At 68.2% G+C, this 14,448-nt stretch carries 9 protein-coding genes and 1 pseudogene; 4 read left to right on the forward strand and 6 right to left on the reverse strand.

Annotated elements, in window-relative coordinates:
- Positions 1-265: 265 nt before the first annotated feature.
- Together ACZ7M2_RS48290 and ACZ7M2_RS48295 are read left to right on the forward strand one after the other, a co-directional pair.
- Positions 266-628 carry a hypothetical protein gene (locus ACZ7M2_RS48290; RefSeq protein WP_471600697.1) on the forward strand — a complete coding sequence of 121 codons (363 nt, stop codon included), beginning with the start codon at positions 266-268 and terminating at the stop codon, positions 626-628.
- Complete coding sequence (locus ACZ7M2_RS48295; protein ID WP_471600698.1) at positions 625-4,479, forward strand: nSTAND1 domain-containing NTPase; 3,855 nt, start codon at positions 625-627, stop codon at positions 4,477-4,479. Before ACZ7M2_RS48290 ends, ACZ7M2_RS48295 begins: the two co-directional genes overlap by 4 nt.
- Before the next feature lie 250 nt (positions 4,480-4,729).
- Here the strand turns inward: ACZ7M2_RS48295 and ACZ7M2_RS48300 are convergent, their stop codons facing one another.
- Together ACZ7M2_RS48300 and ACZ7M2_RS48305 are read right to left on the reverse strand one after the other, a co-directional pair.
- Complete coding sequence (locus ACZ7M2_RS48300) at positions 4,730-4,939, reverse strand: hypothetical protein (RefSeq protein WP_471600699.1); 210 nt, start codon at positions 4,937-4,939, stop codon at positions 4,730-4,732.
- Between the two features lie 97 nt (positions 4,940-5,036).
- The gene (locus ACZ7M2_RS48305; RefSeq protein ID WP_471600700.1) at positions 5,037-5,273 is read right to left on the reverse strand and encodes a hypothetical protein; all 237 of its coding nucleotides are present in this window, start codon (positions 5,271-5,273) and stop codon (positions 5,037-5,039) included.
- Between the two features lie 109 nt (positions 5,274-5,382).
- Here ACZ7M2_RS48305 and ACZ7M2_RS48310 point away from each other — a divergent pair.
- Positions 5,383-6,463, forward strand: a pseudogene (locus tag ACZ7M2_RS48310) (integrase core domain-containing protein).
- Positions 6,464-6,515: 52 nt separating this feature from the next.
- On the opposite strand, the gene ACZ7M2_RS48315 reads toward ACZ7M2_RS48310, so the two are convergent.
- Positions 6,516-9,311, reverse strand: a complete 2,796-nt coding sequence (locus ACZ7M2_RS48315; protein WP_471600701.1) for a lectin — start codon at positions 9,309-9,311, stop codon at positions 6,516-6,518.
- 342 nt (positions 9,312-9,653) lie between these two features.
- Between ACZ7M2_RS48315 and ACZ7M2_RS48320 the strand changes: the two genes are divergently transcribed.
- Entirely contained in the window at positions 9,654-11,141 is a 1,488-nt protein-coding gene (locus ACZ7M2_RS48320; protein ID WP_471600702.1) for an FGGY-family carbohydrate kinase, read from the forward strand.
- 113 nt (positions 11,142-11,254) lie between these two features.
- Here the strand turns inward: ACZ7M2_RS48320 and ACZ7M2_RS48325 are convergent, their stop codons facing one another.
- The 3 genes from ACZ7M2_RS48325 to ACZ7M2_RS48335 all read right to left on the reverse strand — a co-directional run bounded on the left by ACZ7M2_RS48325 (position 11,255) and on the right by ACZ7M2_RS48335 (position 14,279).
- A complete protein-coding gene (locus tag ACZ7M2_RS48325; RefSeq protein ID WP_471600703.1) occupies positions 11,255-12,412 on the reverse strand; it encodes a DUF3103 family protein in 1,158 nt (385 codons plus the stop codon).
- A 284-nt stretch (positions 12,413-12,696) separates the two neighbouring features.
- On the reverse strand, positions 12,697-13,425 hold the full coding sequence (locus ACZ7M2_RS48330) for a FadR/GntR family transcriptional regulator (RefSeq protein WP_352054079.1): 729 nt from the start codon (positions 13,423-13,425) through the stop codon (positions 12,697-12,699).
- A 407-nt stretch (positions 13,426-13,832) separates the two neighbouring features.
- Positions 13,833-14,279, reverse strand: a complete 447-nt coding sequence (locus ACZ7M2_RS48335) for a hypothetical protein (RefSeq protein WP_471600704.1) — start codon at positions 14,277-14,279, stop codon at positions 13,833-13,835.
- Between the last annotated feature and the right edge of the window lie 169 nt (positions 14,280-14,448).

The raw sequence follows: 14,448 nt of genomic DNA on the forward strand, positions 1-14,448 counted from the left end.
CAGTTAGGTCTTCGGTCAGTGGACGTCTCCTTCCCCACAGCCTCACACCACCGCCAATGGCCATTTACACGGAGGAGATGTGGTGCTTTCGCCGCCAACCACGGCTCATCAGGCGTCACTTGGCTTACAGTCGAGAGGCCGTAACATCCCGCACTCTGATGCCTGCACAGGACTTCGCTCCACGAAAGACCGGACAACGGGGATAGATATGGATCCGCAGCTCGTCGCTCTGTCGAGTACCGCCGGAAGCACCCTGATTACGCTCATGGTCACAGATGGCTGGCTGCAGGCCCGGGACAAGGCCGTAAGGCTGTGGCGGCAGTTCCGCCCCGAGAGCGCCGTAGCCGTGGCGGCCGAGCTCGATTCGGCGCGCGTCGCTGTCGTGGCCGCCAGAGAGTCCGGGACGCCGATCGACGAAGAAGCGCTGCGCGTGGAATGGGGGCGGCGGATCGGCGAGTTGCTGGCGTCGCACCGGGACGCCGAACCGGCACTCCGGGCGGTCCTGGCCGACTGGGAGGCGACGTCCGGCGCTCAGACCGTACACGGAAACCTCCACTTGGAGGCCCACGCGACAGACAGCAGCCGTGTCTACCAGGCCGGCCGCGACCAGCACATCACCGAGCGTTGAACACCGGAGACGGGCCGGCACCCATTCGGGATCCGGCCGGGGACGGACCTCGGGAACCGGCCTCCCTGCATGCCGAGGCGTCGGACGAGGCACGTGTCTTCCAGGCGGTCGGCGACCAGTACATCGTGGAAGTCCGCGATCTCCGCGTCACCTTCGTCATGGACCAGGGCCGCATCCACCGGGTCGGCAGACCGACGGCGGACGAGGACTGCCCCTATCCCGGTCTGGAACCGTTCGGCCTCGAACAAGCCGACTGGTACTTCGGCAGGGAAAGGCTGATCGCCGACCTGACCATACGGCTGGACGGCAGCGTCGCCGACCGAACCCCGCTGGTGGTTGTCGCTCCCTCAGGCGCGGGCAAGTCCTCGCTCCTGCGGGCCGGCCTGCTGCCAGCGATCGAACGCGGCGACCTGCCCGCAGCAGGTTCGCGCCACTGGCAGCGTCTGGTGTTCACTCCCACCCACAGCCCGATGAGGGCCCTGACCGCGCACTTCGCCGTGCTGACCGACCCCCACGGGGGCGCCGCCGAGCCGCCGGACTGGCGTTCGGTGGACCATGACGTCCGCCGGTCGACGCTCCGCCGGGCCCTCAGCCAGAACGCGGCCGGCACCGACTCGCGGGTCGTCGTGATCGTGGACCAGCTTGAGGAGATCTTCACGCAGTGCGAGGACGAGGAGGAGCGGCGGGCCTTCATCGAGGAGCTGGCGTGGCTGGCGGATCCGGGGGACGGACACGACCCGGTCGGTCTTGTCGTCCTGGGGTTGCGGGCCGACTTCTACGCGCCCTGCGCCGGCTACCCGTGGCTACGCACCACGGTGCAGCACAATCAGGTCTTTCTGGGCCCGATGTCACGGTCCGAGCTGCGGGACGCAATCGTGCTTCCCGCGCACAAGGTCGGTCTTGCGGTCGAAACGGGCCTGGTCGAGGTGCTGTTACGGGATCTCGGCGCGTCCGGCACCGAACCCGGCGGCCGGGACGGGACCGCCGAGAACCCGGAGGACTATGAGGCTGGCAGGTTGCCACTGCTGGCCCACGCGCTGCGCGCCACGTGGATGCAGCGCGACGACAGCCAGCTGACCATCCGCGGGTATCAAGCAACCCAGGGGATCGAACACGCGGTGGCGGACACCGCCGAGCGGGCCTTCACACAACTGAGACCGGCCGAGGAAGCCACGAAGAGCGTCTTCCTACGTCTGGTGACGGTCGCAGAGGGCTCTGAGCACTCCAGACGACGGGTACTGCGCGCCGACCTGATGCGTTCTGAGGTCGATCCGCAGACGGCGCAGACGGTCCTCGACGCATTCACCGGGGCCCGGCTGCTGACGCAGGACCGGGACACCGTCGCCATCACGCACGAGGTGCTGCTGCGCGCGTGGCCGCGGCTCAAGGGGTGGATCAACAACGACCGGATCGGCAATGTCGTACGTCAGGAACTACGCGACGCCGCCTTCTCCTGGGACCGGGCCGGACGCGACAACGACCTTCTCTACCCGGGAAGCCGGTTGGAGACCGCAGCGGCGAGAGTCACGGACTCGGGGGACGTGGACCAGGTGACGCGGGCGTTCCTCACCGCCTCGGCCCGTCGCGCCAAGCGCGCCGTACGGATACGCCGCGGGATCACCGCCGTCCTGGTCACCCTCCTTCTCCTGGCCTCCGCAGCCGCCGTGTTCGCCTTTCAGCAACGCGGCAAAGCCCTGGCCGAACGTGATACCGCGGTCTTCGGCCAGATCACCGCGGAAGCGAACCGGCTGCGGAGCACTGATTCCTCGCTCGCGGCACAACTCGACCTGGTCGCTTACCGAATGCGCCCCAATCCGGATCTGTACACACATCTCATCACCAGCGCCACCACTCCGTTGTCCACGCCTGTGTCCTCGGGTATCGGGGCGGTCGTCTCGGTGGCGATCACGCCCGACGGGCGCACCATGGCCACCGGCGGCAACAGCAACGCGGTCAGGCTGTGGAACATCACCGACCCGACCCACCCGGTGGCCCTGGGCCAACCACTGCCCGTCCACGCCGACATCACCGAATCCGTGGCGTTCAGCCCCGACGGACACACCTTGGCGGCGGGCGGCAACGACGCGGCGATCCGGCTGTGGAACGTCAGCGACCCCGCCCAGCCGGTCGCCCTGGGACAACCCCTGACCGGCCACACCAGCACCGTCGGGTCGGTAGCGTTCAGCCCTGACGGACGGGTGCTGGCCAGCGGCAGTGCCGACAAGACGATCAGACTATGGAACGTGGCCAATCCTGCCCGCCCTGTGCTCCTGGGCCACCCTCTCACCGGCCACACCGACACGGTCGCATCGGTGGCTTTCCGATCGGACGGACGGGTCCTGGCCAGCGGCAGCTTCGATCACTCCGTCCGGCTCTGGAACGTGGCCGATCCAGTCCATGCGGCGGCCCTGGGCCGTCCCTTGTACGGCCATGGCGACAGCCGGGTGGCGACGGTGGCGTTCAGCCCCGACGGACACACCCTGGCCAGCGGCGGCGCCGACAACCGAGTCCGACTGTGGAACGTGACCGATCCCGCGCACACCGTCATGCTGGGCCAACTCCTCGGGCACACCGGGTCCCTCACGTCGGTGACATTCAGTCAGAGCGGGCAGACTCTGGCCAGCAGCGGCTATGACGGCTCGATCAAGCTGTGGAACGTGGCCTTCCCGAACAACCCCGTGTCGCGCGGTGGGGATCTGGTAGGCCACACGGGAGCCGTTCTCGCGCTGGGCTTCAGCCACAACGGCCGCACCCTGGTCAGCGGCAGTGCCGACAACACGGTGAGGGTATGGTCTCTCCCTCCCCGACTGATCACGTCCTACAGCCGCTCCCTCACGTTCGTCACGTTCAGCCCGGACGGGCACACGCTGGCCAGCGGCAGCTCCGACCGGAAGCTCAGGCTGTGGAACGTCACCGACCCGGCCGACCCCACCACACTCGGCAGCCCCCTGACCGTCGACGCCCCCGCGACAGTCTCGTCGTTGGCGTTCAGCCCCGACGGACACGTCCTCGCGAGCGGCAGTTACGACGGCACGGTGAAACTATGGAACACGACCGACCCGGCCCGAACCACAGCCCTGGGCCGACAACTGGTCACAGGGATGGGCCAGGTGATGTCCGTGGCATTCAGCCCGGACGGCCGCACCCTGGCCGTCGCCGGCTGGAACGGACTGATCCAGCTCTGGAACCTCACCAACCCGGCGAACCCGGTCCCGTTCGGTCAACCCCTGACCGGCCACACCGGTGCCGTCACCTCTGTGCGGTTCAGCCCCGACGGCCACACCCTCGCCAGCGGCAGCTCGGACAAGACCATCCGACTGTGGAACGTCACCGACCCGGCAAGCCCGGTGCCACTCGGCCGCCCTCTGACCGGCAACACCGGCCTCGTCCTGGCGGTGGCGTTCAGCCCCGAGGGCCACACCCTCGCCAGCGCCGGCTACGACAGCACGCTCCGGCTATGGAACGTGTCCGACCCGGCCCACGCGAAACCGCTCGGCCAACCACTGACCGGCCACACCAGCTCTGTCCTGTCGGTGGCGTTCAGTCGCGACGGACGCCGCCTTGCCAGCGGCGGCAGCGACAGCACGCTCCGGCTGTGGGACGTTACCGACCCCGCCCGCGCACAGGCCGTGGGTCAACCTCTGACCGGGGCCTACAGCTCAGTCGAATCGGTGGCGTTCAACCGCGACGGCCGTTTGGTCAGCGCCGGGGCCGATGGCGTGATCAGGCTGTGGGACCTGAACGCCGAGCACGCCGCCAAGTGGATCTGCTCCACCACCCGGAACGTCCTCACGCCGCGGCAGTGGCACAAGTACATCCCCCAGCTCTCCTACGCCCCACCATGCCCGTGATTCTCTCCCCGTTCCGTCAGCTTGTTCTCTATGGTCTGACCTCGATCGATGTCCCGAACGTACCCGCTCGTACGAGGATTTCGGAGACGTGAACACGGCCTTCGTCTGATCCTGCGCTCCGACCAAAGAGGCACTTGACCAGCACGAAGGTCGTGGGGGAATGAACGGCAGCGGCCAGCGTACGAACCGCCGCTGACAACGCACCGGAGCACGCAGTCGTCGGCCCCTCACCGCACCGGGGGTGGCGGTCTCATGGCCCGCGGGTGAGCGGGGGCAGCAGGCTGTCGCCTGGCCAGAAGGCGTGCTCGGCCACGAAGGGGGCGAGGAACATGTCGACCTCGGCCAGGACGGCGGCGCGCTCCGTCGGCCCGTAAGCGATGAACTGGTCGGCCGCCGCGTCGTAGGTGCGCACGTGGCTGTGCGGGCCGGTGCAGATGAGGGCCCGCGGGATCTCGGGCAATCCGAGGCTGAGGGCGTCACACTCCCCTTCACGGGCGAGCTGCAGGAGGTCGTGACGCTCTCCCAGTCGCCGACCGTCGGCCAGTCGGCGCCCCCGTTTAGCTCGTGGGTGAGGGTGGCCAGCTGGATGATCTCTCCGGCTGGCGTCCTTGAGTGAGGCGGTCGTCGATCTGTGCGCCGTCGGGCTGCCGTACCCGCGGGTGGAGCGACGAGGCAGCGGTCACCAGAGTCGTGTTGATCTCCTGGGTGCCGGGGCGGAGGTACTGCGGCTCGTGGGCGAAGAGCAGATATACGCCCGCGGTGCGGACGGCGTGGTCGGGTTCGGGCTGGGTCATGGGATGGTGTCCCTACAGCGGTGAACTGCCGTGCGTGTGCTGAGGCGTTGGCTGTGTCGTCTGCTCGGAAGCGGGCGGGTAGGGGCCCAGCGGCCGCTCTCGCGGATGGCTGGCCTACCTTGCCGTCACGAACACGTTCTCCCCCTATGCCTTCTTCCGATGAGTGAGCGGGAGAAGGAGATCGAGATCCTGCTCCTACGGCACCCGTTGACCGTCCTGCAGCGCCAGGCGACGAAGCCCGCCTTCACCCTGGATGACCGGTTTCCGCTGGCCGGCCTGCCGCACCATCAGCCCGTGGAGAAACTGCGTCGCCTTCTGCTGCTGGTACGGCCGGACACAATCCTGCGCCGGCACCGCGATCTGCTGAAGCAGCGTCATGCCGCGACCTGCGTACGACGTCGGCGGGGCCGACCGCGGACCGTCCTCTCGATCCGCACCCTGGTGCTGCGTCTGGCCAAGGAGAACCCGAATTGGGGCTATAGACGCGTACACGGCGAGCTCGCGGCTCTCGGCTATCGGGGTCGCTGCCTCGACCGTGCGGGAGATCTTCAAGGAGCACGGCATCGATCCTGCACCGCAGTGGGACCACAGCACCTGGGCCGCCTTCCTGCGTGGTCAGATCGAGGCGATACTCGCGTGCGACTTCTTCGAGATCCGCACGTTGACCGGCGCGCGGTTGTACGTGTTCGCCGTGATCGAGCACGCCACCCGCAGGATCCGGGGCCTGGGGGCCACCGCGCATCCGACCGCGGCCCGGGTGGTGCAGTCGGGGCGCAATCTCGTCATGGATCTGGAGGACGCGAGGGCGACGGCGAAGTTCATGATCCGTGACCGGAACTCGAAATTCACCGCCGCGTTCGACGCTGTCCTCACGGACGCGGGTATCGAGGTCGTACTCAGCGGCGTCCGGATGCCGAGAATGAACCCGGATCACGGAACGGTGGGTGCAGACCTGCCGGCGCGAGCTCCTCGACCGTACTTTGATCTGGAACGAACGCCACCTCCTCCACGCGCTGCGCGAGTTCGAGCAGTTCTACGACGGGCATCGGCCCCATCGGACCCTCGGGCAGGCCGCGCCGTTGCGCGCGCTGCCCGAGCCGGTGATCGATCCAGAGCAGATCATGCGCCTCGACGTTCGCCGACACGATCGACTTGGCGGTGTCCTTCACGAGTACCGACAAGTCGCTTGACCAGTGCGGATGATGTATCGGCACCCGCACTGTCAACTCCCCCGCCGACGGCTCAGCTCGGCAGTCTCCAGTTCTGGGGCGCCGTCCCGTTGCAGGTGTACAGCTGAAGCTGGGTGCCGTTCGTTGTCGAGGCGTTGGGGTCGTCCAGGCACAGCTTCGACTCTGGGTTGACCAGCGACCCGTTGGTTCCGGCAGTCCACTGCTGAGCACCGCTGCCATTGCAGGTCCACAGTTGGATCAGCGTGCCGTTGGTGGTCCCGCTGTGATCGGCGTCCAGACACTTGCCGAGGGCCCGGACGGTCCCGTCGCCTGCGATGATCCAGTCCTGGGCGTACGTGTTGTTGCAGCCCCAGATCTGGACGTGAGTGCCGTCGGAGGTGCCGGAAGACGCGTCGTCCGCACACAGGTTCGAGGCCACCGCGGAGGAGAGCGGACCGATGCGCGGCGAGGCCGGCGTCGTGGTGTCCCCCGCGTACGAGGGCGGAGCCGCAGTGGCCGCCGTCGCCCATGCCGTGTTGGCGCTGGTGCCCAACGTGAAGTCCAGCGTGCCACCGGCCGTGATCGCCCCGGTGGGAGCGTAGGCGTTGTTCCACGCCGTGCCGTTCCACGCCGCGGACTGGACGTAGGGGGCGTTGTCGGCTGCGCCGTTGCCGTTGATCGTCAGCGTCCCGCCCGAGGGAAGGGTGACCACGGCCTGTGTGAACATCGGTGATCCCAGGGCGAGATCGGAGGTTCCGGGCGTCTCGGGGAACGCGCCGAGCGCCGACCACACGTACCAGGCACTCATCGCGCCGAGATCGTCGTTGCCGTCGGCCAGGCCGCCCGGGATGTTCGACCAGATCTGGTCCTGGATCGCCCGAACCGTGCCCTGCGTCTTGTAGGGCTGGCCCGTGTAGTCGTACTCCCACGGGAGCTCGATGCTCGGCTCGTTGCCGACCCAGGCGTAGCCGTTGGCGCCGGTGTAGCTGCGCAGCACGGTGTCCAGGTAGTGGTTCATCGCCGTGTTGCCACCCTTGGCGCGCGCCAGGCCGCCAATGTTGAAGGGAACCATTCCGGTGTAGATCCACGAGTCGGCCTCGACCATGTCGGTGCCGCTGGTGGGGTCGAAACCACCGGTCCACGAGCCGTTGGCGTTTCGGGGTTCCACGAAACCGGAGGCGGGGTTGAGCACGTTGCGCCAGTCCTGCGCGCGGTTGGCGTAGGTCTTCTGGTTGGCGGTGCCGCCGAGCGCCCCGGCAAACGCGGAGATCGCGAAGTCCGCGGTGTTGTACTCCAGAGTGGTGGCCACCGGGCCGTAGAAGTTGCAGCAGCCGTAGCTGCCGTCGTGCGGCATGTATCCCGGCGAGTTCAAGTAGGCGAGGCCGGGCCGGTCGTTGTTGGTCGTGCTCGCCTGTTTGACCATGTCGGCCAGGGCGGTGGCGGTGTCGAAGTTCCGGGCGCCGAAGGCGTAGTAGTCGGCGAGGATGGCGTCCGCCGGGTCACCGACCATGACGTACGACTCGCCGTTGTTCTCCGACCACTTGGGGAAGATCCCGGTCTGCGCGTAGTCGTCGACCATCGACTGCGCGGTGTCCGAGGCGACCTGGGGAGCGACCAGGGCTTCGAGCTGGGCCTGCGAACGGTAGATGTCCCAGCCGGAGTAGTTCGCGTACACCGCGCTGTGGCCGGCGTCCACGGTGTGCGTCTTCCCGTCGAAGCCGTAGTACTGGCCGTTGGCGTCACTGATCACATTGGGGTGCAGCAGCGAGTGGTAGAGCGCGGTGTAGAAGCTCTGCTGCTGCGCGGCCGTTCCGCCGGCGATCTGCACCTTGCCGAGCGTGCTGTTCCACGCGTTCTGCGCCGCGGTGCGGGTCGCGTTGAAGTCCCAACCGGTGTTCTCCGCAGTCTGGTTGGCGACCGCGTTGGCGACCGACACGTAGGAGATGCTGACCTTGGCCTGCACGACCGGGTTGCTCGTGGTGTTGAAGGTGACGTAGCCGTTCGAAGCGGCGGCGTCAGGGGCAGCGCTGTCCTTGGTGGTCTGCGTGGACTTCGCGGACTTCGAGCCCGAAGTGCTGGGGTTCTTCCCGTGCAGCACCGGCTTGTTGGGCTTCTCGGCGGCGTTCTTCGACGCCTTGGCCGGCGCAGTGGAAGTGGCGGTCGACGCCTTGGCGAGTGAGCTGCCCTGCGAGGCGAACGGCTGGTCGAAGACCATGTCGAAGTACACGGTGTACGTGTTTCCCGCGCCGCAGAAGTGGCCGCTGGTGACCTGCCCGCTCACCTCCGTGTTCGACACCTTGGTGAACTGCGTCGAACTGGCACCGTTCTGACTGCCCGTCAACTTGAAGATCAGGTTGGCCTGGCTGGTCGAGGGGAAGGTGAAGCGGGCCATGCCACTACGTGTCGTGGTGGTCAGCTCGGTGGTCACCTGGTTGTTGAGCGTGACCTTGTACGACCCGGCGGACGCCGACTCGTTGGCGTGCGAGAACGCGTCCGTGGCACCGGCATTCACGGCCCCCACCGTGGGCAGCACCGGTATGTCACCGGCCGCGCCGCAGCCGGGTCCGGCGATGTGGGTCAGACTGAAACCGGTGATCGACGAATCGTTGTACTCGTAGCCTCCGCCGTCAGGACGCGACGGCGTGTCCGGGCTCCACTGCACCATGCCGAACGGGACGTCGGCCCCCGGGAAGTCGTCGGCCTGGTTCGAGGTTCCGATGAACGGATTGACGAGGGTCGCCGGCGAGGTGACGAGCGCGGCCTTCCCGGCCGCCCACGCGGGCGTGCACAGCCCGGCCGCAGCAAGCGCTGCGGCAGCGAGGAGACCGATCGCCATGGTTCCGGGAGGTCTCGACAGTCGTGTGATCACGGGGTTTGCTCCTCTACTCGGGAGTGGAGGTCCGACAACGTTGTCTCCGCGTCGAGAACGCGACCCCGGGTGAATGAACGACGCGCCGAGATGTCTTGATCGCCAAAGTCTGACAACGTTGTCCAACCGTGGAGATGAGGTGCCTGAGATGCGAACGCTTGGATGGGACCCTGGGTTGCGAGCGCCCAAGGAGCGCAGTGGGAACTCTTCGTGAAGCTAGCCACTAGGCAGGGGCATGTCAACGACTGCAACGGAGAGGATCAGCGTGCGGGTCACAGACGGCATCAGACCCGGGGGGACGCCGCCGCGCTCGTCCGAGGAACAGATGCAGGAAGGAAGTACATGATCGACGTCGTCTTCGGAGTTGACATTGGCACCTCCAGCACCAAGGGCGTGGTGGTCGACGCTGCCGGTCGCATCCTGGGCGAGGCCGTACGCGGTCACGTGGTCGACCGTCCCCGGCCGGGGCACGTCGAGATGGACGCACAGGTGTGGTGGGACGAGTTCGTCTCGCTCGCATCCGAGCTGCTCGACGGCGACGACGTCACCGTCCGGGCCGTCGGAGTCAGCGGCATGGGCCCGTGCACCCTCCTGGTCGACGACGCGGGCGAGCCCGTGCGTGCGGCGGTGCTGTACGGGGTGGACACTCGGGCCGAAGAACAGATCACCCGGCTGAACCGGGAGTTGGGGTCGAACACCGTCTTTCGCAGGTGTGGTTCGGCGTTGTCGTCCCAGGCCGTCGGGCCGAAACTCGCCTGGATCCGCGAGCAGGAGCCCGAGGCGTGGGCACGCGCCCGCCGCCTCTTCATGCCCGCCTCGTGGCTCGCCCACCGGCTGACCGGCGCCTACGTGCTGGACCTGCATTCCGCCAGCCAGTGCACCCCGCTGTTCGACATCCACGAGCAGCGCTGGATCCCCGAATGGGCCGAGCACATCGCACCCGGTATCGAACTCCCTCCGCTGCGCTGGCCGGGCCAGGAGGCCGGCCGGGTGAGCACGCCCGTCGCGGGCATCCCGGCCGGGACGCCGGTCACCGTGGGGACGATCGACGCCTGGAGCGAGGCCATCAGCGTCGGCGGCCACGGCGTCGGCGACCTGATGCTGATGTACGGCACCACGATGTTCCTGGTGAACACCGTCGACCGGCTCGTGACCAGCCCGTCGATGTGGTCCGTGGTCGGCGCCCTGCCCGGCACCCGTTGCCTGGCCGGCGGTATGGCCACCTCCGGAGCCGTCACCGACTGGCTCGGGCACCTCTTCGGCGACGTCGACCTCGGCGTGCTGTTCGACGAGGCGGCCGCCTCGCCCCCGGGGGCGAACGGCCTGGTGATGCTGCCGTACTTCGCCGGGGAACGCACACCCGTCATGGACCCCGGCGCCCGGGGTGTGATCGCGGGCCTGACGCTGGGTCACACCCGCGGCGACCTGATGCGGGCGGCACTGGAGGCCACCGCCTACGGTGTCCGGCACAACGTCGAGACGATGCTCGCGGCCGGCGCCGACATCCGGCGGATCGTCGCGGTCGGCGGCGGCACCCGGGGCGGACTGTGGCCTCAGATCGTCAGCGATGTCACCGGTCTCGAACAGATCGTCGCCCGCACGACCATCGGTGCCAGCTACGGTGCCGCCTTCCTCGCCGCTGGGCTGATCGGCCGACCGGACATCACGGCCTGGAATCCGGCGGAATCGGTGGTCCGGCCCGATCCCGCCACCGCGGGTGTCCACGACCGCCGGTTCACCCAGTACCGGGTCCTGTACGAGAGCACCACCGCGGTCACCCACGCCCTGGCCCACGACCAGAACACCGGCCGTGGAGAAGATACCCCGTGACATCACCTACGCCCTGCCCGCGCCGTCTGAGCGCGCACCCAGACGGCCGCGTCCTCGGTGCGGACCGGCGCGTTCGTCGACGTACGGCGCCGGTCCGCGCTTGCGTGCGAGGTCTAGAACTCCTCGACGAAGTAGGGCTCGACGGTCATCCAGCCGTTGCCCGAGGCGCCGTTCAGCCGGCCCGAGGAGTTCTGGGCGAGGGTGTACCAGGACTCCACGTAGTCGGGGTCGTCGGTGAACCAACTGTCGGGGATCGCGCTCAGGACCGCGTTCACCAATGGGATGTAGGTGCCCTGGTCGGTCACGGTGAGCAGCGCCGTGGTGATCGCCTGTGCCAGCGCACGGTAGTTGGTGCCGTCGTCGTCCTCCATCATGACGACGTCGGCCAGGTTGTACTTGTAGTTCGACCAGTTGACCAGGATCTGGTTCGGGTAGTAGACGGTGCCGTCGTAGTCCAGGTAGGGCATGTCCACCGAGTCCACGCGCGCCGTGCCGTCCTGGCCGAAGCCGGTCACCAGGGAGAACATCTCGGCGGCGCCCTTGAACCAGGGCTCCTGGTCGTCGTTCACCTCGACGGCCGTGACCTTGGTCGCCCACCAGCCCGCCGCGCTCGCGGCGGCGGCGCTGTTCGCCGTCTTCGGCGGGAGGGAGGTCAGCCCCTTGTCGGCGAAGGCCTTCTGCAGCACCTTCAGGCCGGCCCGGTGAGCCTTGGTGACGTCGATGTCCAGGATGTACAGCGGGCGGTCGGGGACGCGCGCGGTGTCGACGGCGTGGGCGTGGCCCTGACTGTCGTACGCCGTGATGTTCTTGGCGTCGTCGTCGGCCGCGGCGACGGCGATCCAGGGGGTGACTTCGGCGTTCAGGTGTGACCGCATGGACGGCGCGCCCAGCCGGACGCGCAGCAGCGACCCGGTCGAGGCGGGCAGGCCCTTCAGGCCCGCGATGCGACGGTCCGCGGCAGAGACGGAAGCGAACAGGTTCCTGCCCTGCGGAGCGGCGGTCCTGCCCGCCAGCGCCTGGAGGTCCACGTCCTCGGTGCCGAGCGCGGCCGCCCGGACCTGCTCGCGCCACTGCGGGTCGCGCAGCGAGGCGGACAGCGCCCGCGCGATCTCCTTCTCGGTCGACCGCACCGGAGACTTCCGGAACGGCGTGGCCTGGTCTCCCGCGTCCCGCACCGGTGCGGCGATCGCCGGCTGGACGGTGCCGCCGATGACCGCGGACAGCATCACGCCGATGAGGACGCCGCGTCTCTTGCTTGATCTGTTCACCATGCTCCTTGTGTTGTTGGTCGCCGCCGCGCCCACGGTGAACGGGCGGCCGTCCTGGAGGTGATGGGCCCGGATTGCCTCGGGCCCCTGAGGGGTCGCAGTCGCGCATCTGATCCCGCCCCGCCGGGCGTTCACCAGGACCTTGACCCGTACATGACAGTCAGGGAAATGTGAGATGAACGGGCATCCGTGCATGATCGGGGCCACGCCGAAGCCGGGCCGCTTCGCCGCACACACCTCGCCTCGACGGGAGCCGGCGGGCCCGGACTCGCGGCCGGGAAGCGCGGCTACCGGGGACTGTCGGCGGCTGGCCGCCCGCGAGGACTGCTCAGCGAACCGAGCATGATCTTCTCGGTGCCGGCCAGATACGCCTCCGCCGCGCGCCGCGCCTCCTCGCCGTCCCGGTCGACCACGGCCCGTACCACCGGCGCAAGCCGGTCCGTCGCCCGCGCCGCGTCCTCGAACGGCGCCCGCAGAGAGGCCCGTACCGGAAGGTAGGCGTTGAACAGCGTGTTCGTGAGGAGCAGATAGACCCGGTTGCCCGTGGCACGCGCCAGTTCGCGATGCACCTCCGCGTCGGCGAGCTGGACGGCGTCGGCGTCCGGGCCGTCCGCGACCTGACGCAGCAGGTGTTCCAGCCGCCGGGCCTGTCGTTCCGTGCGCCGGTCGGCCGCGCGACCGGCGATCAGGGTGCCGATCTGCCGCCGTACCTCGAAGACCTCCCGCAGCCATGTGGGGTCCTGTGCGGCCAGCATCGGAAGCAGGTCGGCGCCGCCGACCCGCAGGTAGTCCAAGATGCGCGTGCCGATGCCGTGCCGGGTGCTCAGCAGTCCCGCCTGCTCCAACCGGGTCAGCGCGTGCTTCAAGGTCGTACGGGTGACCTCGTACCCGGCGGCCAGCTCCCTCTCGGGGGGCAGCAGGGATCCGGGTTTGTGCGTGCCGCTCAGGATGTCGTCACGCAGCCGTGCTTCAAGCAGGTCGACCACGGTTCGGCGCGGAATGCTTTCGACGGCCACGGAGGATCTCCCAGGCTTCGGTCAATGGTTCAGCGGCTCACTGGTCTAGTGGCCCACTGGTTCAGCGACTTCTTGGTCTAGTGGCTCAGCCACTGCCTCAGTGAAGCAGTCCTCCGACCGCCACGTCAATTACCTGATGGCGCCGAGCAGTTGAGCACGGTGCGCGTGTAGAGCAGCTGCTCATCACCGTTCATCCGACCAGCCTTCCAGCCGCCACCGACAACCGGCCCTGAACGGCGGCGTGCCCGGCCTGGATGGAGGCCGGGCACGCCGTGCTCAGTCAGCGCCGGTGTCAGAACCTTCGATCCCCAGGTGTCTGCCGATCGTGCTCGGGAACGATGTTCTGCTCATCTCCCCTGCCTGGCTGAGGAGTTTCCGTTGCTGCGCAGCGGTCGCCGTTTGGCCGCTCAGGTTTGGCACTGCGCCGTGCCGGCGGTAGACCACCCGCTCCAGGCGGCCCCGTCGGCACGGGCGTGTACACGAATCTCGACCTTCACGGGCCCGCACACCCGGGTCGAGCTTCCCACCTCCGTGGGCTCGACGGTCCTACCTGCCGGGACATAGGTGCGGCCGCTGCCCAACTTCACCCAGTGACCACCGTCGACGACACGGAAGAACGCCTCGTAGGAGACGTTCACCGCCCTCGGCCCCGTGTTGCGCGCCTTGACGTACGCCGTGATCTCCCGAGTGTAGATTCGGCCTTCCTTTCCGCGTTGGGCGCTGATGCAGCCGTTGACGGCCACCCGGCCGGTCGACACACCACCGCCGCAGGCGACTGCTGCGGCGTGAGCGTTCGTCGGAATGGCCAGCATGGTGAGCGCGGCAGCGCTCAGGATTGTTCCGATACGCCTCACATGCACAACCCTGCTCCCTTCGACACTGATTGCCTCAGAGGAACCATGACGCGTTGAGGCGTGAAGGGCAGCGGCTGATCGAGTTCTTCACTCCAACGGAAGCGGGCAGTGCTTCGGCACGCGAGACGGAACTATCGAAGGTTCTGACACCGAGATGCGCACCGGTGCG

The organism is Streptomyces sp. NPDC111507 (assembly GCF_055638955.1).

Bases quoted from the DNA above. Each gene is read 5' to 3' on its own strand.
- ACZ7M2_RS48305 (WP_471600700.1), bottom strand. From the start codon at position 5,273: ATGACCCAGCCCGAACCCGACCACGCCGTCCGCACCGCGGGCGTATAT.
- ACZ7M2_RS48325 (WP_471600703.1), bottom strand. From the start codon at position 12,412: ATGGTGAACAGATCAAGCAAGAGACGCGGCGTCCTCATCGGCGTGATG.
- ACZ7M2_RS48290 (WP_471600697.1), top strand. From the start codon at position 266: ATGGTCACAGATGGCTGGCTGCAGGCCCGGGACAAGGCCGTAAGGCTG.
- ACZ7M2_RS48320 (WP_471600702.1), top strand. From the start codon at position 9,654: ATGATCGACGTCGTCTTCGGAGTTGACATTGGCACCTCCAGCACCAAG.